The following is a 22,329-nucleotide window of genomic DNA, read 5'->3' as shown; positions in this document are numbered from 1 at the left end:
GTTACTTCCCTGTAATTATAGCATTCGAAAGATATTCACTAATCATCTGAAGCGCTATGGGAGCGCCACGTAACGATTCAGTTCCAGTTCCTACACGAGCATCTCCACCTGCAAAATCGAAATTATGCAATCCGACCGTACAATAGGCATTCAAATCACCAAAATCTAAATTTTCCAGTTGCGACTTGTCAAACCTTAATAGATCCGCCCCACTCACCCCGCTTTCTAGAGTTTTCTTCCGCGGCGAATCCAACCCGTCACACGATATCGTGCGCGGTGTTCCGTCACGTCGACGCCAATCACGTATTACAAAACTTGTAACTGAGAATTCATTCTTAATACTAGGAGGAGGAGCGGTAAGCCAGAGCTCCAAGCCCGGGTAATTCTTTAGTTTTACAGTAAGCTCATCAGGCCAATCGATAGTCTTACGTCCCATATTGTACGGTTCCGTGGATGGCTTTCTTGTATACAACCTCGCAGCCACATTGAAATGCCCCCAGCTAGATGGCTTTTCTTTCCCGCTCTCCTGATACTCCGTGCGGAGTTCAGTCCCCGTCCACCAGAAAGAACCCTCAAGAACATCTGCAATGCACAGCCCGTCTCTCGTTGAAGAACCAAAATGGAATCCTGGTATCTTGGTTCGATCAAGAAGGCTCCCACCCAAGATGGGAACGTGCTCCATACCAGCAAGTTTCTGACTGCATTTTTTTGATTCCTCTCGGCTACGATCCCGCTCTTCCGCCCTGCGTTCAGATTCAACGTAACAACTCACCAACCAAAAGCAAAAAGCCACAACCAAACCGTACTTCAGTATGGTTTTACACCACCAATATGCATCCTTGCGAATCACCTTATACATTTCAAACTCCATTTAAAATGATCAAGCTGCCTATTAAGAACAAGAAATCACGCGATCAAAAATCTCGAAATACCCTTGCAAGCCATGCTTTACATCAAACCTGCTCGCTGTAGATCTCGCTGATGCCCCAATCAAATTAAAATCATCGGGACTTCTTAAAACCCTGCATACGTTCCCCGCTATTGCCTCAGCGTCAAAAAAATCCACCAGCAGTCCATTTACACCATCAACGATCACCTCCCGAACCGGAGCAGTATCAGAACCTATCACGACACACTCAGACGCCATTGCCTCTAGTAGCGACCAAGACATAACGAAGGGATAAGTCAAATAAACATGCACCTCTGAAACGCGCAAAACGGCTCTATAAGTTTTATAAGGCAGCTTGCCCGTGAAATGCACCCTGGAAAGATCTATATCCAACTCCGCCAGCAACTTACTGCGCCAGTTCTCAAACCCTTTCGGCAAACGCCCATAACTGACACCATCGCCTCCCACGATTACGATCTGGGCGTCCGGACACTCGGCCTGAATATAAGGAATGGATCTCATGAAACTATGAAATCCGCGATAGGGTTCTAGGTTTCTCGCCACATACGTCACGATTGGCTGCCCGGTTTCCAGCACGTACCCATTGGGTAGCCTTACAGAGGCAGACGGCATAGGCCCAAGAGCTTCTAAAGGAATACCCTCATGAATCACGTGAATTTTTGAGTGATACGCTGTCGGAAACAAACTCCGCTGCCAATGTGTTGGGGCAATTCCAACATCACATTGTTCAAGATTCAAAAGATGCATCGAGTTCAGTGGGCGAATTCTTGAAGAAGCATCTGGGGTGCACGAAAATTCAGGATCAAAACCTACATCCGCGCCTTTTGAATGATAATAATATTCACAAAAATGAATCAGAGGAATGTCAGGATAAACATCCTTTACAAACAATGTTTCACCCCACCCTGGATGCGCAAGTATCACGTCAGGGCGATAACCTTTTTGCTTGATACCTTTCAACACCCAAACTACTTGCTGCCCATCAACTACCGCGTCTTCATATTGACGCAAATACGGATGAGTATGCTGTGACGCCTTTCTTATAGATCTATATCTGAAGAGCTTTATTCCTGGCACACCTGGAGCAGTATCTCGCCCTATAGCAATGACGTTATTGCCTGGCCGTCTCAACGCCGCCAATGCAACATGCTGGAATTGACCAGGGAAGTTTTGATGGATAATCAGCAAGTTCATAATTTAAATAATTTTTCTGCTCGTACGCCCTCATTTCATTGAAGTTTTTTCAACATCAATACGAATGCACAAACGCTAACAAACGCGCAGAAATAAAAATGTAGGAGGGTTCCGAGAACGCCCGAGGAGATGGAGCAAGGAGGGTGAATTTCGAATCGAGCAGGCGCTCCCGGCACTGTGCGCTTCCTTGAGGACGTCACGTTCATCCCAGTCATGACCTTCGCGCCCTATCCGTGGCGCATAAAAAAAGCGGCGCTTGATGCGCCGCTTTTTTGTTGAGGTTTTGTAGGAGGCTACCGGTGACTGCCACGTCCATCATGACTGCCCCGCCCGCCTCGGCCATCGCGTCCACCATGGCCGCCGCGATTATCGTTGTTCCAATTGCCACGATTCCGTCCATCCCAACCGCCCCGGCCATTGCCGTCCCAGCCGCGACTCTGATGAGCCCGGTAATCGCCTCGTGGCGATGGCTGGTAATAACGCGGTGCCGGTTGATACACCCGTGGCTGGTGGTAGTACCGCGGTGTCGGCTGGTAATAGCGGGCCGGCGGTGAGTAATACCGGCGCGGCGACGTGTAGTAACCGCCATTGGAGTAGTAAGGCCCGCCACCGGAGTAATACGGCGCAGGGGACGTGTACACCTCGGAACTGTAGTAGCTGCCTCCTCCATCGGCATAGGGCACGCACGCACCGAGAGACAATCCCACTACAGCTATCAGAAGAATTCGACGGAGCATTTTTTGAAGGAGCATGGCGGCCTCCTGGACCGCGAGTGAGCCACACCAGCGACGCTGGCGGGCGACAGTCAATTATTCGGTGACTGTCGAGAGATCAGACATCGATTTCGAAATCTGGTGCGGTCTTGCAACAAGTTGAAACATCTGGCCGATGAAAGGTTTTTCATCCATTCATCCGCTGATTAATGGTGACCTCCGCGATATCCACCGCCGTAATGACGGGGCGCATGCCCGCCCCAATAGTAGTAGCGATAACCACCGTAAAAGCGCGGGCCATAGTAGTAGCGCGGGCCGTAATAGTAGGAATACGGCGCATAGCCGGGAGAGTAATAAGGCGTGGAATACACGTCGTAGGAGCCGGCGTAGTAGTAGCAACCGGCCAACCCGACACCGAGCACAACACCCAGCAACAGTCGACGAAACATGGCGGCCTCCTGAAAGACCACAGCCGATACAGGCCGGCTGACACCTGTTTTGACTGACGATGCAATGGCAAGTGCCAGACGACACCGACCTTCAGATCAGCGGCCCGCCACGCTACATCTCAGTGCACGGATGCACCATCACAAAGCAACGAACGACCCTCGACTCTCCCGGCCAAAAAGCAATCCCCCGGCCCAGAGCGCTTCGGGCGACTTGGCACGGCTCTCGCTTTAGCAAACCCGTGCAGGAGTCATCACAGGTTCGCGGCACCACAATTTGCAATGGCTGACTAGGGTTCCGGCTCGCTAAGGCGAGTGGCTGGTCCGAGAGTTGGCGACCTCCAGTTGAGGTTACACGGCGGGACAAAAGCCCGGGAGACAAGCCACCGTTTACGGTGCCGCGTTGACTCCTGCCCGCCCTTGATCAACTGGAGAATCACCCATGCTCAAGCTTCGTTTACCCGCCCTCCTCGCCGCTGCGTTTGCAGCCCTCGTGAGCGTCTCGTCCCAGGCTGCGCAAAAAGACCACTTCAGCGTCTGCTGGACCATCTACGCCGGCTGGATGCCTTGGGAATACGCCGGCAGCCAAGGCATCGTCGACAAATGGGCCAAGAAGTACGGCATCAAGATTGATGTGGTGCAGCTCAACGACTACGTCGAATCCATCAACCAGTACACCGCCGGCCAATTCGACGGTTGCACCATGACCAACATGGACGCGCTGACCATTCCGGCGGCTGGCGGCGTCGACAGCACCGCGTTGATCGTCAGCGACTTCTCCAACGGCAACGACGGCATCGTGCTCAAGGGCGACGGCAAGAAAGTCAGCGACCTCAAGGGTATGGACGTCAATCTCGTCGAGCTGTCGGTTTCCCACTACTTGCTGGCCCGTGCACTGGATTCGGTCGACCTCACCGAGAAAGACCTGAAAGTGGTCAACACTTCGGACGCCGACATCTCGGCGGCTTTCAACACGGATCAAGTCAACGCTGTCACTACCTGGAACCCGATGCTTTCGGACATCAAGGCCAAACCGGGCGTGACCGAAGTCTTCAACTCCAGCCAGATCCCCGGCGAAATCATGGACATGATGGTGGTCAACAGCGCCACCCTCAAAGACAACCCGGCCCTGGGCAAAGCGCTGACCGGTGCGTGGTTCGAAGTGGTCGAGTTGATGAACGCGAAAAACGCCGCCAGCAAAGCCGCCCTCGAACACATGGCCAAGGCCTCGGGCACCGACCTCGCGGGTTTCCAGGCGCAACTCGACACCACCAAATTGTTCGCCACGCCGAAAGAGGCCCTGGGGTTTGCCACCAGCAAGCAACTGCCGGAAACCATGCGCAAGGTCGCCGAGTTTTCCTTCCAGCACGGCTTGCTCGGTGAAGGCGCCAAGGACACCAGCGCCGTCGGCATGGCCTTCGCCAATGGCGTGACCAGCGGCGACAAGACCAACCTCAAGCTGCGCTTCGACCCGAGTTACGTGCAGATGGCCGCCGACGCCAAGCTGTAAGAAGAGGACCTGGCCATGCGCCTGATCAATCGTCACCCGGATCGTCCGAGTCGCCTGCTGTTGGTGATCCTGCCGTTCGCCCTGGTGCTGCTGGCCTACTTCATGGGCTCGGCCGAGCGGCTGCTGGACAACCCCAACGACAAACTGTTGCCGAGCGCCGTGCAGATGACCGATGCGGTGAAGCGCCTGGCGTTCAGCGCCGACAGCCGCACCGGTGAATACGTGTTGTGGCAAGACACCGCGTCCAGTTTGCGGCGCCTGGCGATCGGCCTCGGCATCAGCGCGCTGGCCGGGCTGTGCCTGGGCATCGCCGCCGGGACGTTGCCGCTGTTCGGCGCGCCGTTGTCGCCGTTGCTGACGGTGCTGTCGATGGTGCCGCCGCTCGCGATCCTGCCGATTCTGTTCATCGTGTTCGGGTTGGGGGAATTGTCGAAAGTGATGCTGATCGTGATCGGCATCACCCCTTGCCTGGCGCGGGATCTGGAACAGCGCGCCCGGGAAATTCCGGTGGAGTTGCTGATCAAGGCCCAGACCCTCGGCGCTTCAACCTGGACGCTGATGCTGCGTGTGGTGCTGCCGCAATTGCTGCCGCGCCTGCTGATCTCACTGCGGCTGATGCTCGGTTCGGCGTGGTTGTTCCTGATCGCCGCCGAAGCCATCGCTTCCACCGACGGCCTTGGCTACCGGATTTTTCTGGTGCGCCGTTATCTGGCGATGGATGTGATCCTGCCGTACGTGGTCTGGATCACCCTGCTCGCCTGGCTGATGGATTGGGGCCTCAAGCGCCTGACCCAACGCGCGTTCCCTTGGTATGAAGGAGCCCGCGCATGAGCTTCATCACGGTAAAAAACGTCTGGCAGCAATACGCCGATCAGGTGGTGCTCGAAGGCTTGAACCTGAACGTCAACGAAGGTGAGTTCTGCACTTTGGTCGGCGCGTCGGGTTGCGGCAAATCGACCTTCCTGCGGCTGTTGCTCGGCCAGGAACGCGCCAGTCGCGGCGAGATTCTGCTGGACGGCCAGGCCCTGGCCAGCGAGCCGGATTCGAGCCGTGGCGTGGTGTTCCAGCGCTACTCAGTGTTTCCGCACCTGACCGTGCTGGACAACGTCGCCCTCGGCCTCGAACTGCCACGTTCGCCGCTGCTCGGACGCCTGTTCGGCAGCGCGAAAAAAGAGGCGCGCGAACAGGCTTCGGTGCTGCTGCACAGAGTCGGCCTCGGCCACTCGCTGGACAAGTACCCGGCGCAGCTCTCCGGCGGCATGCAACAACGGTTGGCCATCGCCCAGGCGCTGATCATGAAACCCCGCGTGTTGCTGCTCGACGAACCGTTCGGCGCGCTCGATCCGGGCATCCGCAAAGACATGCACGCCTTGCTGCTGGAACTGTGGCGCGAGACGCAACTGACGGTGTTCATGGTCACCCATGACCTGTCCGAAGGTTTCAGCCTCGGCACCCGTTTGCTGGTGTTCGACAAGGTCCGCGTCGACCCGCACGCCCCCGGCGCCTATGGCGCGCGCATCACCTACGACATCCCATTGAACAGCGACCGCCGCGCCTCCCGTGCCGCCGTCGATGCCTTGCCGATTGAGTTGGCAGGCACGCTTCGCACCGCTTAAGAGGATTTGCACATGACTGATTCGACCCAACTGTTTCCACCCTTCGCCGAAGAAATGCTCCCCGGCGGCGGCCATCGTTCTTTCGTCCTCAAGCGCGGTCAATTGCTGCGCCTCACCGACCTGCGTGGCGGTGCCAATGTCAGCCTGACGCTGCTCAACGCCAATGAAAAAACCGAGCGTCTGAACCTGCCCGACAGCCTCAAATGCCAACACACCGCCAAGCTCACCACTGGCCATTGCCTCTACTCGGACATGGGCCGGGTGCTGGCGGCAATTACCGCCGACACCTGCGGCTGGAGCGACAGCCTCGGCGGCGTGCTCTGCGCTGAAGAAGTGGCAGAAAAATACGGCACCGGCCGCTACCAGGAACTGCGCAACGGCTTCTTCCGCAACGGCACCGATAACCTGTTGGTGGAACTGGGCAAGTGGGGTCTGGGCCTGTCGGATTTGCTGATGACGCTCAATTTGTTCAGCCGCGTGAATGTCGATGAGGCCGGGCGTTTCCACTTCGTCGAAGGCAACTCCAAGGCCGGCGACTACATCGAGTTGTACGCGCCGATGGACACGCTGGTGGTGCTCACCGCCCTGCAACACCCGATGGACCCATCGCCGGAATACGCACCGAAACCGTTGAAGTTGAGCTGGATGAACGCCGACGCCAGCGTCGCCGAACACTGCCGCACTTCGCGCCCGGAAAACGAGCGCGGCTTCATCAACACCGACCGTCTGTTCGCCTGAGGATCGCTGCCATGTCACTCGCAATCGCTACCACGCCCAAGCAACCAGAAGCCGCGGTCTACCGCGCCACCATCCCCGCCGGCGAACCGTGGCTGATGGAAGTCAAGGCCGGCCAGACCCTACGCATCCTCGATCTGGAAGGCAACCAGGCCGTCGACACCTTGTTCTACAGCGTCGCCAATCCGAAAGAACGCTACGACGTGCAACGCACTTTGCGCCGGCAAAACAGCGTCTACCTGAGCACCGGCAGCGTGCTGTATTCCAACCTCGGCAAACCCATGTTGACCATCGTCGCCGACACCTGCGGCCGCCACGACACCCTCGGCGGTGCTTGCGCGCAGGAGAGCAACACCGTGCGTTACGCGCTGGAAAAACGCTACATGCACAGCTGCCGCGACAACTACCTGCGCGCCTGCGTCCACGACGGACGACTGGGCAAGGGTGACATCGGGCCGAACATCAACTTCTTCATGAACGTGCCGGTCACGGCGGATGGCGGGCTGACCTTTGAAGACGGGATTTCGGCGCCGGGCAAGTACGTGGACCTGCGGGCAGAGATGGATGTGATCGTGCTGATTTCCAACTGCCCGCAACTGAATAATCCGTGCAATGCCTACAACCCTACGCCTGCGGAGCTGCTGGTATGGAACTGAAACTTTCGCGGTTGCGGCGGTGGTTGTTTGCCCTGTGCCAGGCCCGTTCCGGGCAGTGCCTGAAATCTCCAGACCACCACTAAACCTGTGGGAGCGGGCTTGCCCGCGATAGCGGTGTGTCAGTCGACATCAGTGTTGAAAGTGCCGGCCTCATCGCGGGCAAGCCCGCTCCCACAGGGTTTTGTGGTGTTTGGGAGTGAATTGATTCTGCCGTCGGGGACGACCCCGGCGCCCAACGAAAAACTGCGGGACGGCCCGCATCCCCTCCAGGGGTTATGCCATGTTCGAAAAAGTCCTGATTGCCAACCGTGGCGCCATTGCCTGCCGCATCCTGCGCACCTTGCGTGAAGCGCACGTCAAAGGCGTCGCCGTGTACTCCGAAGCCGATGCCGCGAGCCTGCACATCCTGCAAGCCGATGAAGCCCACAGCCTCGGTGAAGGCGCGGCGGCCGGCACCTATCTGGCGGTCGACAAAATCCTCGCCATCGCCAAAGCCAGCGGCGCCACGGCGATCCATCCCGGCTACGGTTTCCTCTCGGAAAACGCCGCGTTCGCCGAAGCCTGCGAAGCCGCCGACATCGCCTTCATCGGTCCGACGCCAGAACAGCTGCGCGTATTCGGTCTCAAACACACGGCCCGCGCCTTGGCCAAACAGCACGGCGTGCCGATGCTCGAAGGTACCGAGCTACTCGACAGCCTCGATGCGGCATTGATCGCTGGCGAACAAGTCGGTTACCCGGTGATGCTCAAAAGCACCGCTGGCGGCGGTGGCATCGGCATGCGCGTATGCCGCAGTGCTGCCGAATTGAGCGAATCCTTCGAAGCGGTCAAACGCCTCGGCCAGAACAATTTCAGTGACGCCGGTGTGTTCATCGAGAAGTACATTCAGCGCGCGCGGCATCTCGAAGTTCAAGTGTTCGGTGACGGTCGCGGTGAAGTAATCGCCCTCGGCGTGCGCGACTGCTCGGTGCAGCGCCGCAATCAGAAAGTCCTCGAAGAAACCCCGGCGCCGAACCTGCCGGAAGGGATGGCCGAAGCGCTTTGCGCCGCTGCGATCAAACTGGCCAAAGCGGTGAATTACCGCAGCGCCGGCACCGTGGAATTCGTCTTCGACAGCGCAGACCAGCGCTTCTATTTTCTGGAAGTGAACACCCGTTTGCAGGTCGAACACGGCGTCACCGAACAGGTGTGGGGCGTGGATCTGGTGCGCTGGATGGTGGAACTGGCGGCGGGTGATCTGCCGCCGCTGAGCGTGTTGAGCCAAGGTTTGAAAGCCAACGGCCATGCGATTCAGGCGCGGCTGTATGCGGAAGATCCGGGTCGTGATTTTCAACCGAGCCCCGGCTTGCTGACCGCTGTGAATTTCCCCGTCGCCGATGGCAAACAGCTGCGCATCGACACCTGGGTCGAGGCCGGTTGCGAGATTCCGCCGTACTTCGACCCGATGATCGCCAAGGTCATCTGCTGGGCACCGACCCGCGAAGAAGCGCGGGCCGATCTGCATCAGGCCTTGGGCGACAGCCTGCTCTACGGCGTGGAAACCAACCGCGATTACCTGCGGCAGATCTTGCTCGATGCGCCGTTCGCCAGCGGCCAGCCGTGGACCCGCTGCCTCGAACATCTGATCTATCAGGCCAACACCTTTGAAGTGCTCAGCGCTGGCACTCAAACCAGCGTTCAGGACTATCCGGGGCGACTCGGCTATTGGGCGGTGGGCGTGCCGCCGTCGGGGCCGATGGACAGTCGCGCATTGCGTCTGGGCAATCTGTTGCTGGGTAACGAAGAAGGTGCCGCCGCGCTGGAAATCACCATGAGCGGGCCGTTGCTGCGCTTCAATTGCGACGCAGTGGTGGCGGTCACCGGGGCAGTGATTCCGCTGACGCTGAACGGTGAAACCGTGGCGATGAACACGGCGCTGCTGATTCCCGCCGGTGCCACGCTGAGCCTCGGGACGATTGCCGGTGCGGGCGCTCGCAGCTATCTGTGCCTGCGTGGCGGCCTGCAAGTGCCGGATTATCTGGGCAGTAAAAGTACCTTCACGCTCGGGCAGTTTGGTGGGCATGGTGGTCGAGCATTGCGAGCCGGCGATGTATTGCATGTGCCGGCGTTGAGCGATCACAGCGTCGGTGAGCAACTGCCGGAAATCCCTGAGTTGCCTGCCGTGCGGCAGATTCGGGTGATCTACGGCCCGCACGGCGCACCGGAATATTTCACCGAAAACTACATCGGCACGTTCTTCGCGACTCAATGGGAAGTGCATTTCAACTCCAGCAGAACGGGCGTGCGTCTGATCGGGCCGAAGCCGGAATGGGTACGTGCGGACGGTGGTGAGGCGGGGCTGCATCCGTCGAATATTCACGACAATCCGTACGCCATTGGCGCCGTGGATTTCACCGGGGACATGCCGGTGATTCTCGGGCCGGACGGCCCGAGCCTGGGCGGGTTTGTGTGCCCGGTGACCGTGATCGAGGCGGATCTTTGGCAGCTTGGGCAGCTCAAGGCCGGCGACAAAGTCCAGTTCCTCCCCGTCGATCTCAAGACCGCCCGCAACCTCGCCTGCAAATGGGATACCTGTGGGAGCTGGCTCGCCAGCGATGGGGCCCGACCAGACACCGCATCAACTTCATCGCTGGCAAGCCAGCTCCCACAGGGCCTTATATCGCCTGTGGTGTTGGAGTTGGGTCAGGGGGATACGCGGTTGGTTGCAAGGTTGTCGGGGGATACGCATCTTCTGCTGGAAATCGGCGCGCCAGAACTGGACCTTGTGCTGCGCTTCCGCGCCCACGCTCTCATGCAAGCCCTGGAAAGCAAAACCCTGCACGGTGTCATCGACCTCACACCGGGTATCCGCTCGCTGCAAGTGCACTACCAGCCCGAACAACTGCCACTGACCGATCTGCTCGGTATCGTCGCCGGTGAATGGGACGCGGTGTGCGCCGCCAAAGACCTGCAAGTCCCCTCGCGCATCGTCCATCTGCCGCTGTCCTGGGATGACCCGGCCTGCCAATTGGCGATCGAAAAATACATGACCACCGTGCGCAAGGACGCACCGTGGTGCCCGAGCAATCTGGAATTCATACGCCGCATCAACGACCTGCCGAACCTCGATGAAGTGCAGCGCACGGTGTTCGAAGCCAGCTACCTGGTGATGGGCCTGGGCGACGTTTACCTGGGCGCGCCGGTCGCCACCCCGCTCGATCCGCGCCATCGCCTGGTCACCACCAAATACAACCCGGCGCGCACCTGGACCGCGGAAAACTCGGTGGGCATCGGTGGCGCCTACATGTGCGTCTACGGCATGGAAGGCCCCGGCGGTTATCAGTTCGTCGGTCGCACGTTACAAATGTGGAACCGCTACCGCGAAGTCGCCGCGTTCGATGGCAAACCATGGCTGCTGCGTTTCTTCGATCAGATCCGTTTCTACCCGGTGAGCGCCGATGAACTGCTGCGCATCCGCCGGGATTTCCCCCTCGGGCGTTTCGAGCTGAACATCGAGCACAGCCAGTTGAACCTCGCGGATTACCAGGCTTTCTTGACTAAAGAGTCCTCGAGCATTGCCGCTTTTCGGGATCAACAGAAAGGCGCATTCAACGCCGAGCGCGAGCGTTGGATTGCCAGTGGCCAGGCGCATTTCGACAGTGAAGAAGCGGCCCCGGAAACGGCCGAAGACGCACCGCTGGCCAGCGGCGAAATGAGCGTCGACAGCCACATCGCCGGCAACCTCTGGCAGGTTCAGGTGGAGACCGGCAGCCGCGTCGCCGCCGGTGATGTGCTGGTGATTCTGGAGTCGATGAAGATGGAAATCCCGCTGCTCGCGCCCACCGCCGGCGTGGTGCGCGAGATCCGCGTGCAACCGGGTTCGGCGGTGCGCGCCGGACAGCGCGTCGTGGTGCTGCAACTCGACTGAACCCATTTGGAAAAGGACTCACATCATGACCATCAATCTGCAACTCGACGCCCTGCGCAGTGCCTATCGCGTCGGCAACATCACGCCACGTCAATTGCTGCTGAGCCTGCGTGACAAAGCCGCCGCGCTGAACCCGGACTATCACCTGTTCATTCATTTGCTCAGCGTTGAAGAACTGGAACCGTACCTCGCCGCGCTCGACGGTCGCGATATCGACAGCCTGCCGCTGTACGGCGTGCCGTTCGCGATCAAGGACAACATCGATCTGGCCGGCATTCCAACCACAGCAGCGTGCCCGGCGTTTGCCTATGTGCCGCAGCAGTCGGCGACCATCGTCGAGCAGTTGCTGGCACTCGGCGCGATTCCGCTGGGCAAGACCAATCTTGATCAGTTCGCCACAGGCCTCAATGGCAGTCGCTCGCCCTATGGCGCGTGCCCGAACAGCGTGTTGCCGGAATACCCGTCGGGGGGTTCCAGCGCCGGGTCTTCGCTGGCGGTGGCGCTGGGCGTGGCGAGTTTTTCGTTGGGCACGGACACGGCGGGTTCCGGGCGCGTGCCTGCGGGGTTGAACAATCTGGTGGGATTGAAAGCCACCAAAGGGTTGATCTCCACGGCGGGTGTGGTGCCGGCGTGTCGCACGCTCGATTGCGTCACGACGTTTACCGCGACGGCGCAGGAAGCCAGTCAGTTACTGGCGCTCACCGCACACCTCGATCCACGGGACGAGTACAGCCGCAGCAACCCGCTGTGGAATGACGGCTCGGCGTTTGGCACACCGCGTCCCTTGCGTTTCGGCGTGCCGCGTGCGCAGGACCTGGAGTTCTTCGGTTGCCCGGAAGGACCGCTGTTGTTCGGCGATGCCATCGATCGGCTCAAGGCGTTGGGCGGTGAGGCGGTGGAACTGGATCTGTCGCCATTCCTTGAAGCGGCGCGCCTGCTTTATGAAGGCCCGTGGGTGGCGGAACGGTACAGCGTGGCTGGCGAGTTGATGGAGCAAAATCCTCAAGCGGTGTTGCCGGTGATTCGTGCGGTGTTGGCCAAGGCGCCAGCGGTGAGCGGCGTGCAAACGTTCCGCGCGCAGTATCGGCTGCAAGCCTTGAAAGCCCTGTGCGACAAGGCGCTGGAAGGGTTGGATTGCGTGGTCACACCGACCATCGGCCGTCCGGTGACGTTGGCGGAACTTGAGGCTGAACCGGTGCTGCGCAATTCGGAACTGGGTTACTACACCAACTTCATGAACCTGCTCGATTACGCCGCCGTCGCGGTGCCGAGCGGGTTCATGGGCAATGGTTTGCCGTGGGGTGTGACGCTGTTTGGCCGGGCGTTTACCGATCAGTATCTGTTGAGCGTGGCGGATGCGTTTCAACGTCGTTCAGATGCGCCCGCACCGTTGGCCGTCGCTCGCAATGACCGTGCGCGGCTGGTGGTGTGCGGCGCGCATCTGGATGGGCTGGCGCTGAACTGGCAACTGAAACGGCGCGGCGCGACGTTGGTCGAAACGACGTTCAGTTCGCCGGACTATCAGCTGTATGCGTTGGCCGGTGGCCCGCCGTTTCGTCCAGGGATGGTGCGGGTGAAGGATGGCGGCGTGGCGGTTGCGGTGGAGGTCTGGGAGTTGCCGAGCAGTGAGTTGGGGTCGTTTTTGACCGGGATTCCGGCACCGCTGGGGTTGGGTAAGGTGCAACTGGCGGATGGGCGTTGGGAAAGCGGGTTTATCTGTGAGGCGTATGGGTTGGAGGGCGCGGTGGATATCAGTCATTTGGGCGGATGGCGTGCGTACCTGAAAAATCTGGGGTGATCTTTCGATTCGCGGGCAAGCCCGCTCCCACAGGTTTTGCGCGGTCCTTGTGGGAGTTGGCTTGCCAGCGATGGCGTCCGCCCAGGCGCCACTGAACCTGATCCTTGCCGATTCACCCTACAAATCCCGCAGTTATTTCCCAGCAGTCCCACTAGAATGCTCCCCAACGGGTCACTGCCAACGGAATCGCCATGCCGCTTCACTCGCCGCTGTATTCGCAACGTTCGCTGGTTCTCACGCTGATCGCGCTGCTGGGCGCAGGCTTTCTCGCCACGTCATTGCTCAGCTACTACGCCTCGCGCGCCTCGATCCGCGACAACATCGTCAACACTGAACTGCCGCTGACTTCGGACACGGTCTACTCGGAAATCCAGAAAGACCTCGTCAGACCGATCCTGATTTCCTCGATGATGTCCCGCGACACCTTCATGCGCGATTGGGTGGTCAACGGCGAACACAACCCCGACCAGATGACCCGCTACCTCAACGAGGTCATGACTCACTACGGCGCCTACACCGCGTTTTTCGTCTCCAACGGCACGCTGACCTACTACCATGCCAAAGGCGTGCTCAAGCAGGTCAAAGTCACCGAACCGCGCGATGCCTGGTATTTCCGCGTGCGTGACATGACTGATCCTTACGAGATCAACGTCGACCCGGACCTTGCCAACAAGGACAACCTGACCTTCTTCATCAACTACAAGGTCTACGACTACAACGACCGTTTCATCGGCGCGGCGGGTGTCGGTCTGACGGTGGATGCGGTGATCAAGCTGATCGACAAGTATCAACAGCGCTATCAACGCAGCGTGTACTTCGTCGACAGCTTCGGCCGATTGGTGCTCACCGGCGCCGAGGGTGGTCCGCAGGGTGCACATATCGGCCAGAAACTCAGCGAGCTCGAGAGCATGAAAGGCCTGGTGAGCCAGTTGCCCAAGCCCCATAGCGGCAGCTACGAATACTCCGTCCAGGGCCAGGGACATTTCCTCAACGTGCGGTTCATTCCGGAGCTGAACTGGTACCTGTTCGTCGACAAACGCGAAGACGGCGCGCTCAGCGAAATTCGTCAATCGCTGTACCTCAATCTGCTGATTTGCCTGCTCGTGACGTTGACCGTGCTGGCCCTGCTCAACCGGGTGATCAAGCGCTATCAGGGCAAGATCCAGGCGCAGGCAACCCTCGACAGCCTCACTGAGCTGCCAAACCGTCGCGGCTTCGACCTGCTGGCGGCGCAAGCGATGCACGAGGCTCAGCGCGAACCGAAGCCGCTGACCGCGCTGCTGCTGGATCTGGACCACTTCAAGGTCTTGAATGACACCTACGGCCACTTGGCCGGCGATCAAGTGCTGATCGGCTTTGCGCGGGATCTGCAGAGTTGCCTGCGCCATTCCGACATCGTCTGCCGCTGGGGCGGCGAAGAGTTCATCGTGCTGCTCAAGGACACCGACGGTGAGACCGGTCTGAAGATTGCCGAGAAAATTCGTCAACATGTCGAAGAACAGCGTTATGCCTACAACGATCAGGTCTTGCACCTGACGGTGAGCATCGGCTTGACCACTTTGCAACGGGATGACACCTTGCACACCCTGCTCTCCCGGGCCGATCATGCGATGTATCGGGCCAAGCAATCCGGCCGTAACCGTACCTGCGCGGAAATGTCCCAAACCAGTTATGCATAGTCCTACATGAACAAGCCTGAATTCTGCCCGGCCTGCGGCGCCTCCAATGACTGCACCCTGGCCGACCCTCGAACCGCCGATCGGGCCTGCTGGTGCTACGGCGTCAGCATCGACCCGGCAGTCCTCGAAGCGCTGCCGCCCGAATTGCGCGACAAATCCTGCCTGTGCCCACGTTGCGCCCAGGTCGAGGCGCAGTTGTAAGCATCCTTGTGGCCGATCACGTAAGATGCGCGGCCCGTTTCCTGTCGATCTCATTTCATGCGCGTTGACCGTTTCCTCAGCAACCTGCCCCGCTTCAACCGTCAGCAGGTTCGCCTGTTGCTGGTGGAAAAGCGCGTGCGGATTGACGGAAAAGTCGTCAGCGACCCGCACGCTGAGGTGCTGGAGTTCAGCCGCGTCGAAGTCGATGAAGAAGTGCTGCAAGTCGGCAAACCCGCGCGTTACTTCATGCTGCACAAACCGCCAGGTTGCGTCAGCGCCACCCGCGACCCGGAGCACCCGACGGTCCTCGATCTGTTCGACGAGCCCGACAAGGAAGACCTGCACATCGCCGGTCGCCTGGACTTCAACACCACCGGCCTGATGCTGATCACCAACGACGGCAGCTGGTCGCGACGCCTGACCCAACCGCAGACCAAACTGCCCAAGGTCTATTACGTCGAGACCGAGCAGGAGATCGGCCCGGAATACGCGCTGACATTCACCGAAGGCCTGTACTTTGCCTTCGAGGACCTCACCACGTTGCCGGCCGAACTGGTGCTGCTCGGACCGAAATCGGCGCGACTGAGCATCGTTGAAGGCCGCTACCATCAGGTGAAGCGGATGTTCGGCCACTTCGACAACAAAGTACTGCGCCTGCACCGCGAACGCATGGGCCCGCTGGTGCTCGATAACGCGCTAAAACCGGGCGAGTACCGCGCGTTGCGCACCGAAGAGATCCAATTGATCTAAGCAGCCTACCGCTCAGCAGAAGTTGTCGAACAATTTACCAATGGCACTTGCGCGATCCCTGCTCCCCTGCTTGAATCAGGACGTCAGCCGAAATGTGACTGACGAGTCACAACATACTTCTAAGAAACTTTTTGTCGGTTAGAGAACCCTCAGGTTCCGCCTCAGACCGGCAGACTGCCCGCCAATAATAAAACCCGTCGACCGGACTGCAATGGATCGACATGGGCCTCCAACATTCCAGGCGTATGCCTACCTGTCACAAAGCTCGTGCAATCTCATTTGCGCGCATACCCGCTTGCCAGGAGTCTTATGACATGAGGCCAGAAATCGCTGTGCTGGATATACAGGGTCAGTATCGGGTTTACACGGAGTTCTATCGCGCAGACGCCGCAGAGAAGACCATTATCTTGGTCAACGGCTCGATGGCCACGACTGCGTCGTTTGCACAAACCGTGAAAAACCTTCACCCGCAGTTCAACGTGGTCTGCTACGACCAGCCCTACGCGGGCAAGTCCAAAGCCCACAACCTGCATGAGAAATTGCTCACCAAGGAAGTCGAAGGGCAGATCCTCCTGGAGCTGATCGACCACTTCGCCGCCGAACACGTGCTGTCGTTTTCCTGGGGTGGCGCCGCGACCCTGGTCGCCCTCGCCCAACGGCCACGGCGCATCGAAAAAGCCGTGATCAGCTCGTTCTCCCCGGAGATCAACGCACACATGCTCGACTACCTCGAGCGCGGTGTGGACTACCTCGGCAGCCGTGACGGCGACCGTGTCGGCAATCTGGTGAACAGCACCATCGGCAAACACCTGCCGACCCTGTTCAAACGCTTCAACTATCGCCACGTCAGCAGCCTGGCCGATCATGAATACGGGCAGATGCACTTCCACATCAGCGACCTGCTGCACAGTGATCGCGAGTGCTTCCTCAAGGCCTCGGAAAAAATCAACGTACCGGTGCTGTTCATGAACGGCGAATGGGACGAATACACCGCCGCCGATGGCGCGCGTTTGTTTGCCAATCGCGTGCAACACGCCACGTTCACGACACTGGATGCGACCGGTCACTTTCTCGACATGGAACACAAAGCCGCCTGCCGAGACAGCCGCAATGCGCTGTTGGGTTTCCTGAAACCTGAGCAGCAGGCAAGCCGACCGCGTTATCACTACGTCCAGGACCACCATGCATTCGCAATCTGAAACAGCGTCATCGCGAGCAAGCTTCGCAGCCTAACGCCGTATTGTAGGAGCGAGGCTTGCCCGCGAACGACCGTCACACGGCCCGATGTCTTGTTTCACCTGCGCTAAAGCCATCCAGCGCAAAGAAAAACTTCATTTCCACGCGCACATCTGGTACAAAGTCAGCCGCTCTGAGCGGGTGTCGTATAATGGCATTACTCCAGCTTCCCAAGCTGATAACGAGGGTTCGATTCCCTTCACCCGCTCCACTATTTTCAAGGCCTCCAGAGGTATCGAGGTAGCGTCAAGCGAGACTGGTTACAGTTTCAGTGACAGTTACTCAGAATTCGCGCATCACGCTTCTGGCCAGCCCCGCTCTACATCCCTCCCCGTTTTATGTTGACCCATGGGAAAAAGGTAATTTTGGTAATTGGTTTTTTGAGACCCACCAGAAGCCTTTAAAATCAATGGGTTAGCTCATACTGTTAAAGGTAATAATAGGGTAATTTTTTAGTAATCAGATTACCTTTTTGCATGGCAAGGTTCTGACCTTACAAAACCATTTAAAATCAGCCACTTACAAAAAAATTACCTTTTCAATTACCCTAAATTACCTTCTCTGGTAATTGCTCAAAGCCGCGTCCTATAAGGCGCTTAGCCAAGCCGCGAGTACCAGTTACCAAAATTACCTTTTCCCGGAGGGGGTACGGAAATAGCCCCCTGCCACCATCTGAAAAAAACCCGATCGCCCTTGAGTGGCGTTTTTCGAGGCCATGAAGAAGGGACTGACCAGTTCACCTTCGCTAGGTGATTTCGTGAAAAGCCCGAATCAACCTGCAGGCCCCGCCCCACTTGGAATGTGGAGGTTTTTTCTGCTCTGAGAATGCCGGCATTTGCTCGTTCGAATTGATCGCGCTCGTTTCCGAAAACACACCGAAACCCACGTTTTCAAAGTTTTCGCCCAATGAAACCGGGCACGCCAGCAATACCCTCTCCGTGATCGCTCCATGCACCGCTGTGCAACCGCGCTGCATTTCCCTTCAAAATTTTGCATTCTGTGAAATGGCCGATCCCCTGCAGAGCACCACGGCCCGCCTGGGCTGCAGGTTCGTTTGCACTACATCCGGTTTTGCACAAAAAAAGGACACAAGGCCCGTCGGCGGGAGGGGGATAAGTGCTTTTTTACCGCAGTTTTTTTTTACCAAAGATCCTTTTATTTCGAGAACGTAATCAAACACAGCTTTTCTGAGGTAATTGACCGTGCACCTGATGATCCCTTTTGACCGGGCGGATCAAGACAATAGGTGCTATATCAGATAGCATTCCTACAAACGGTTCCGGGACTGGTACACCGTAGGAGATGGCGAAGGAGCACCGATGGGCGGTATCGCACGACCCAGACCGTCTATTATCGACAGTTTCAAGAAACACAAGGTCGAGGGTGGAAGGCAATATTTTTTTGACCCCAATGAGCAGCGCTTTTATTCATGGGACTCCCTTCACGGTGAGTTTGAAGTATTTGACAAGCGCGGCAATCACTTGGGCTCGGTATGTCCCACAACGGGAGTAACCTTGAAACCACCCGTCAGAGGGCGGCGGTTTAACCCAAATTAGGGGATAAATATGAACTTTATTGAGCTTTGCCTGAAAGGCGATGTGTTGACCGACGAGATTGATGATTTCGTGCAAGACTGGCATGACGGCAAGGCCGGCGCAGATCAGGATCTTCACGTATTTTTGGGGATGAGTTGGGAAGAGTATTCGGTCTGGGCTACAAACCCATCGATGCTTCCATACATTCTGTCTGCACGAAAAAATGGCATCAGCTTCCATGAGGAGCTCAACCGCGATCGCTATGCACTAGCTGCACGCGCCTCTTCCCCGTTCGAGGCCAAACGTATTATGGAGTGGTTACAGCAAGAGGAAGCTGGTTGATGTACCCAGAGGAAAAGATGGCAGCTAGGGTGCTCAAAAGAAAAGGACTTACCCCACCCTACGATCTTATAGATTTAGCAAATAGCTATGGTGAGCTCAGATTCAGGAGCTTCCCTTTTAAAGCTGACGGAATAACAGTCGGTATTGGCGAGCAAGCTCGACCAATAATATATATAAATAGCGACTATCCCGATACTCGACAGCGCTTTACCCTCGCCCACGAAGTTGGCCATATAGTAATCCCATGGCATACCGGCACCGTAGTTTCACATCTCAACCCCGGTTCCGACGATGAAGATTATTGGCTCATGGAGCAAGAGGCTAATAGATTTGCCGCAGAACTTCTAATGCCGACAGAGTGGTTGAAACAGCAGTATGTCGAGTCAGACTCGGTAGAAAACTTCTTCAGAAAGGTCCTAATAGTTACAGGAGCATCAAAAGAAGCAGTTTTTTACAAAATATTCAAAGAATTAGATGCTCCGGTTGCATGTGCGCGACTTGATGAAGTTGACGGAACAATATCGCAGTTGAAGCGCACTAGATTCGCGCCTCACGATGAACAAGGCACTCTCCCTCGACAAGCATACAAAGATATAGATCATAAATTTGAAGAGTTCTTCATAGATGGCAAGGCATTCTGCGCTTGGACATTTAAAGGAAAAGAAATTGTAGAGCTTGACCCTAGAACCTGGCGTGAAATTCTAGCGCAAATCCTCGAAGAAACGGACTTGCAAGCCAGACTCGGCAGCATAAACTCAATCATGTCATCCGCCTTCGACAAGTACAAACATCTTTCAGAAGTAGATATCTGCGGAGGCGTATTAAGATCTTTCAGATCAAGAGATGGAATACCCGGATTTAAAGAGCACGAGCTTTTTGAGCAATATGTCATAAAACGAGTAAAGGAACTTAAATTGCGCGGCCAGAAGAAACGATAAAAGTCACGTCCCGAGCAATCGACTTGAGCCCTTCAGATCTCCAAGAGGCTTTCTGCAGCGATGTTGATTACATTGAAGGCTACGCATACATTCAGTTATTGTGGTGCCGCCCGGCTTAGGAATAGGTCCTTTCAGCCATTTATCAGATGCTAACGCACGCAAATTACGAAGGCGCCATAGGCGCCCTCATATCAATAATTCAAAAAAAAAAACACTACTGATCTTTATCTTTCAAACTAACAATATAAGACAAAATCGAAAATGACTTAAAGCTATTAATCTTAGTTGCATAATTTAGATCTAGCCCATGCATAACTGTGTGTCTATTGAATCCAAAGTACTCTGCTTCCAGACGTTCCCTCAGGCCCCAACCAACTGGCCTAACAACGCTTAAAGGCGACCATGCAGCATCATCAAAATATTCATGCCAGCTCTCATGAGCAGTCGTGCTTATCTGCTTTTGTGCATGTTTTGAAATATGACCTCTAGAAGTAAAAAGCTCCGCAGACGTAATATCCAATAAAATACCATCAGCTTGGGAAAGAAAAACAGGGATAGATAGCGCGTACTCCCCCCTATTATGGGCGCCTATCGCGGGACTTATTGCGAACGCCCGACTAGGGAATTGCTCTAAAATTACTGATACTAGATATTCAAAATTCTCGCCATACACACTTATAAAATGATCATCCAACTCCTTATCACTCCCCTCACTTTTACCAATTCTTTCAGGTGAAAAAGCGAGCCCCTCATAATCTGACAACGCCAGAGACATAGAAACAAACCAAGTTTTCTCTGCTAGAAAATTTAAATTTTCTACAATGCGCGGATAGTGTTCCGCCCTGAGCTTATCTGCCTCCTGCATCTTTAGAATCAGCTCGCCAAACTCTGAGAAAAACTTTATTGCCGGCGGTGCAATTCGATTAATTACATTTCGGAAACCCTCTATGTAAGCCGGAATTTCTGGTCGCTGCAAAAACACAGCAATAGATTTTGCCATATTGCCCACGACCTCCTGCCTATCTGGAAACTCTGGATCAGTGAGATCTGAAACTTTTAACGTATCTCTTTTTTCTTCGTTATTCGTCATGCTGGATGTCCTTTTCGGCAGAGTCTACGGAATTAGACCGACGAGAATAGCAAACCAGATACCATACGCTGTTTAAAGTGTGATCCCACCGAGCGTTGTAGAAAGCAAAGCAGCTTTCACCGCATCAGCGGTGAATGCCGCCGCCGTGGTCGGTACCGGGCCAGAGCCATGGACGTGGCTGGCGATTTCGCTGGCCATCTGCTCGAGCAGATCGAGTGTGTCACCCAACACCCGCAACACATTGATCCCTTCCGACCCCAGCCACGTCTTCGGCGCCTGCATCCGCTGGCTGATCCCGGCCGCGCTCTTGCGTAAGCCTTGGATCTTCTCCTGCATGTCGCCACCCACCGTGGCGTTGTGCTTCTGCCCCACCACCAGATTCAAATCACGACCGGTGGCTTGATGCAGATCGTCCACCGCCGCCAGACTCGCGGATCCGCCCGACAGCAGCTTGAGCGCGCCCAGCGCCTCGATCTTCTTGATGCCGCCCACTGACTCGGTCGAATGGTCGTCCACCGTCCTGGTGTGACTCTGGAAGCGCTCGGTATTGTCCAGGGCTTCGACTTCACGCTCGATCGCCTTGTCCTGAATTTTCCCGTCTGTCTGGCGCAGCCAGTTGCCTTCGGCGTCGACGCGCTGCTGGCATGCCTCGCTGTGCTGCCACACCTGGTCGCCTTTCGGCACCCGGGGTAGGCTCAGGCCGTGCGGCAGGATCTGCGTGATAAAGGGTTTGTTTGGCATTCCGTAGGCGAAGCTGATCACTACGGTGGAGCCCTCCTCGGGGAAGCCGAACATGCCGGCTTCCTGTCCCCCCATGGGTGCCGGTAACGGCAGGCTGTGGAGGATCGGAAGGTCCGGATCTGGTTCACCATCCGGCAGCAGCACTTCGACGTCGACGCCAAAGCGTGGCCGGAAGTCGTCACACAGTCCAGGCGCTGCAGGCGCATCAGGGACGGCCACCACACGGCCAAAGCGCGGCAAGTGGTAACCGCCACTCAGTTCAGGGAATTGCCGGTCTACTGCGCGGCGGATTGCGTCTTCCATCGGATGGCCATCTGGTTGCCGGCGAGCGT

Annotated in this window: 20 protein-coding genes, 1 tRNA gene and 1 riboswitch; of the genes, 15 read left to right on the top strand and 6 right to left on the bottom strand. The window is 57.0% G+C overall.

The annotated features are described in order from the left end of the window. Window position 1: 1 nt before the first annotated feature. From F8N43_RS11005 to F8N43_RS10990, 4 genes are all read right to left on the bottom strand, one after another. A complete protein-coding gene (locus F8N43_RS11005; protein WP_150653767.1) occupies window positions 2-859 on the bottom strand; it encodes a hypothetical protein in 858 nt (285 codons plus the stop codon). A 33-nt stretch (window positions 860-892) separates the two neighbouring features. Continuing rightward, window positions 893-2,104 (bottom strand): glycosyltransferase family 4 protein, encoded by a 1,212-nt coding sequence (locus tag F8N43_RS11000; protein WP_150653766.1) that lies wholly within the window; start codon window positions 2,102-2,104, stop codon window positions 893-895. A gap of 293 nt (window positions 2,105-2,397) precedes the next feature. Further along, the gene (locus tag F8N43_RS10995; protein WP_150653765.1) at window positions 2,398-2,856 is read right to left on the bottom strand and encodes a hypothetical protein; all 459 of its coding nucleotides are present in this window, start codon (window positions 2,854-2,856) and stop codon (window positions 2,398-2,400) included. 167 nt (window positions 2,857-3,023) lie between these two features. Continuing rightward, the gene (locus F8N43_RS10990) at window positions 3,024-3,266 is read right to left on the bottom strand and encodes a hypothetical protein (protein WP_150630915.1); all 243 of its coding nucleotides are present in this window, start codon (window positions 3,264-3,266) and stop codon (window positions 3,024-3,026) included. A 276-nt stretch (window positions 3,267-3,542) separates the two neighbouring features. Then, a riboswitch (guanidine-I (ykkC/yxkD leader) is annotated at window positions 3,543-3,643 on the top strand. Between the two features lie 62 nt (window positions 3,644-3,705). Between F8N43_RS10990 and F8N43_RS10980 the strand changes: the two genes are divergently transcribed. The 15 genes from F8N43_RS10980 to F8N43_RS10905 all read left to right on the top strand — a co-directional run bounded on the left by F8N43_RS10980 (window position 3,706) and on the right by F8N43_RS10905 (window position 20,166). Beyond that, window positions 3,706-4,773, top strand: a complete 1,068-nt coding sequence (locus F8N43_RS10980; RefSeq protein WP_150630916.1) for a putative urea ABC transporter substrate-binding protein — start codon at window positions 3,706-3,708, stop codon at window positions 4,771-4,773. Window positions 4,774-4,788: 15 nt separating this feature from the next. Next, window positions 4,789-5,604 (top strand): ABC transporter permease, encoded by an 816-nt coding sequence (locus F8N43_RS10975; protein ID WP_150630917.1) that lies wholly within the window; start codon window positions 4,789-4,791, stop codon window positions 5,602-5,604. Beyond that, entirely contained in the window at window positions 5,601-6,389 is a 789-nt protein-coding gene (locus F8N43_RS10970; protein ID WP_150636316.1) for an ABC transporter ATP-binding protein, read from the top strand. The genes F8N43_RS10975 and F8N43_RS10970 overlap by 4 nt, the downstream gene beginning before the upstream one ends. 12 nt (window positions 6,390-6,401) lie before the next feature. Continuing rightward, complete coding sequence (locus F8N43_RS10965; RefSeq protein WP_150636314.1) at window positions 6,402-7,127, top strand: urea amidolyase associated protein UAAP1; 726 nt, start codon at window positions 6,402-6,404, stop codon at window positions 7,125-7,127. Between the two features lie 11 nt (window positions 7,128-7,138). Further along, entirely contained in the window at window positions 7,139-7,780 is a 642-nt protein-coding gene (locus tag F8N43_RS10960) for an urea amidolyase associated protein UAAP2 (RefSeq protein WP_150636312.1), read from the top strand. A 280-nt stretch (window positions 7,781-8,060) separates the two neighbouring features. Further along, window positions 8,061-11,687: an urea carboxylase gene (gene uca / locus F8N43_RS10950; RefSeq protein WP_150653764.1), complete on the top strand. Its 3,627-nt coding sequence runs from the start codon at window positions 8,061-8,063 to the stop codon at window positions 11,685-11,687. A gap of 25 nt (window positions 11,688-11,712) precedes the next feature. Then, a complete protein-coding gene (atzF, locus tag F8N43_RS10945) occupies window positions 11,713-13,485 on the top strand; it encodes an allophanate hydrolase (RefSeq protein WP_150653763.1) in 1,773 nt (590 codons plus the stop codon). A gap of 191 nt (window positions 13,486-13,676) precedes the next feature. Continuing rightward, window positions 13,677-15,164 (top strand): sensor domain-containing diguanylate cyclase, encoded by a 1,488-nt coding sequence (locus F8N43_RS10940; protein ID WP_150653762.1) that lies wholly within the window; start codon window positions 13,677-13,679, stop codon window positions 15,162-15,164. Window positions 15,165-15,170: 6 nt separating this feature from the next. Further along, window positions 15,171-15,365 carry a cysteine-rich CWC family protein gene (locus F8N43_RS10935; protein ID WP_008025763.1) on the top strand — a complete coding sequence of 65 codons (195 nt, stop codon included), beginning with the start codon at window positions 15,171-15,173 and terminating at the stop codon, window positions 15,363-15,365. Window positions 15,366-15,422: 57 nt separating this feature from the next. Continuing rightward, window positions 15,423-16,115, top strand: a complete 693-nt coding sequence (locus F8N43_RS10930) for a pseudouridine synthase (protein WP_150630924.1) — start codon at window positions 15,423-15,425, stop codon at window positions 16,113-16,115. 314 nt (window positions 16,116-16,429) lie between these two features. After that, window positions 16,430-17,314, top strand: coding sequence for an alpha/beta fold hydrolase (locus F8N43_RS10925; RefSeq protein WP_150636301.1), 885 nt, complete (start codon window positions 16,430-16,432; stop codon window positions 17,312-17,314). A 174-nt stretch (window positions 17,315-17,488) separates the two neighbouring features. Further along, window positions 17,489-17,562 (top strand) — tRNA-Gly (locus tag F8N43_RS10920). A 1,108-nt stretch (window positions 17,563-18,670) separates the two neighbouring features. Next, on the top strand, window positions 18,671-18,907 hold the full coding sequence (locus tag F8N43_RS10915) for a colicin E3/pyocin S6 family cytotoxin (protein ID WP_150653761.1): 237 nt from the start codon (window positions 18,671-18,673) through the stop codon (window positions 18,905-18,907). A gap of 9 nt (window positions 18,908-18,916) precedes the next feature. Beyond that, complete coding sequence (locus F8N43_RS10910; protein WP_150653760.1) at window positions 18,917-19,228, top strand: hypothetical protein; 312 nt, start codon at window positions 18,917-18,919, stop codon at window positions 19,226-19,228. After that, window positions 19,228-20,166: an ImmA/IrrE family metallo-endopeptidase gene (locus F8N43_RS10905; RefSeq protein ID WP_224787819.1), complete on the top strand. Its 939-nt coding sequence runs from the start codon at window positions 19,228-19,230 to the stop codon at window positions 20,164-20,166. Before F8N43_RS10910 ends, F8N43_RS10905 begins: the two co-directional genes overlap by 1 nt. Before the next feature lie 214 nt (window positions 20,167-20,380). On the opposite strand, the gene F8N43_RS10900 is transcribed toward F8N43_RS10905, so the two are convergent. After that, window positions 20,381-21,256, bottom strand: coding sequence for a hypothetical protein (locus F8N43_RS10900; RefSeq protein ID WP_150653759.1), 876 nt, complete (start codon window positions 21,254-21,256; stop codon window positions 20,381-20,383). Between the two features lie 72 nt (window positions 21,257-21,328). Then, window positions 21,329-22,300: a hypothetical protein gene (locus tag F8N43_RS10895; RefSeq protein ID WP_150653758.1), complete on the bottom strand. Its 972-nt coding sequence runs from the start codon at window positions 22,298-22,300 to the stop codon at window positions 21,329-21,331. Window positions 22,301-22,329 lie beyond the last annotated feature (29 nt).

Origin of the sequence: Pseudomonas fluorescens (genome assembly GCF_902498065.1) — a bacterium.
In the GTDB taxonomy this organism is placed as follows: Bacteria; Pseudomonadota; Gammaproteobacteria; order Pseudomonadales; family Pseudomonadaceae; genus Aquipseudomonas; species Aquipseudomonas fluorescens_BJ.
This window is presented reverse-complemented; position numbering and strand designations above follow the sequence as displayed.

Bases quoted from the DNA above. Each gene is read 5' to 3' on its own strand.
- F8N43_RS11005 (WP_150653767.1), bottom strand. From the start codon at position 859: ATGTATAAGGTGATTCGCAAGGATGCATATTGGTGGTGTAAAACCATA.
- F8N43_RS11000 (WP_150653766.1), bottom strand. From the start codon at position 2,104: ATGAACTTGCTGATTATCCATCAAAACTTCCCTGGTCAATTCCAGCAT.
- F8N43_RS10995 (WP_150653765.1), bottom strand. From the start codon at position 2,856: ATGCTCCTTCAAAAAATGCTCCGTCGAATTCTTCTGATAGCTGTAGTG.
- F8N43_RS10990 (WP_150630915.1), bottom strand. From the start codon at position 3,266: ATGTTTCGTCGACTGTTGCTGGGTGTTGTGCTCGGTGTCGGGTTGGCC.
- F8N43_RS10980 (WP_150630916.1), top strand. From the start codon at position 3,706: ATGCTCAAGCTTCGTTTACCCGCCCTCCTCGCCGCTGCGTTTGCAGCC.
- F8N43_RS10975 (WP_150630917.1), top strand. From the start codon at position 4,789: ATGCGCCTGATCAATCGTCACCCGGATCGTCCGAGTCGCCTGCTGTTG.
- F8N43_RS10970 (WP_150636316.1), top strand. From the start codon at position 5,601: ATGAGCTTCATCACGGTAAAAAACGTCTGGCAGCAATACGCCGATCAG.
- F8N43_RS10965 (WP_150636314.1), top strand. From the start codon at position 6,402: ATGACTGATTCGACCCAACTGTTTCCACCCTTCGCCGAAGAAATGCTC.
- F8N43_RS10960 (WP_150636312.1), top strand. From the start codon at position 7,139: ATGTCACTCGCAATCGCTACCACGCCCAAGCAACCAGAAGCCGCGGTC.
- uca (WP_150653764.1), top strand. From the start codon at position 8,061: ATGTTCGAAAAAGTCCTGATTGCCAACCGTGGCGCCATTGCCTGCCGC.
- atzF (WP_150653763.1), top strand. From the start codon at position 11,713: ATGACCATCAATCTGCAACTCGACGCCCTGCGCAGTGCCTATCGCGTC.
- F8N43_RS10940 (WP_150653762.1), top strand. From the start codon at position 13,677: ATGCCGCTTCACTCGCCGCTGTATTCGCAACGTTCGCTGGTTCTCACG.
- F8N43_RS10935 (WP_008025763.1), top strand. From the start codon at position 15,171: ATGAACAAGCCTGAATTCTGCCCGGCCTGCGGCGCCTCCAATGACTGC.
- F8N43_RS10930 (WP_150630924.1), top strand. From the start codon at position 15,423: ATGCGCGTTGACCGTTTCCTCAGCAACCTGCCCCGCTTCAACCGTCAG.
- F8N43_RS10925 (WP_150636301.1), top strand. From the start codon at position 16,430: ATGAGGCCAGAAATCGCTGTGCTGGATATACAGGGTCAGTATCGGGTT.
- F8N43_RS10915 (WP_150653761.1), top strand. From the start codon at position 18,671: ATGGGCGGTATCGCACGACCCAGACCGTCTATTATCGACAGTTTCAAG.
- F8N43_RS10910 (WP_150653760.1), top strand. From the start codon at position 18,917: ATGAACTTTATTGAGCTTTGCCTGAAAGGCGATGTGTTGACCGACGAG.
- F8N43_RS10905 (WP_224787819.1), top strand. From the start codon at position 19,228: ATGTACCCAGAGGAAAAGATGGCAGCTAGGGTGCTCAAAAGAAAAGGA.
- F8N43_RS10900 (WP_150653759.1), bottom strand. From the start codon at position 21,256: ATGACGAATAACGAAGAAAAAAGAGATACGTTAAAAGTTTCAGATCTC.
- F8N43_RS10895 (WP_150653758.1), bottom strand. From the start codon at position 22,300: ATGGAAGACGCAATCCGCCGCGCAGTAGACCGGCAATTCCCTGAACTG.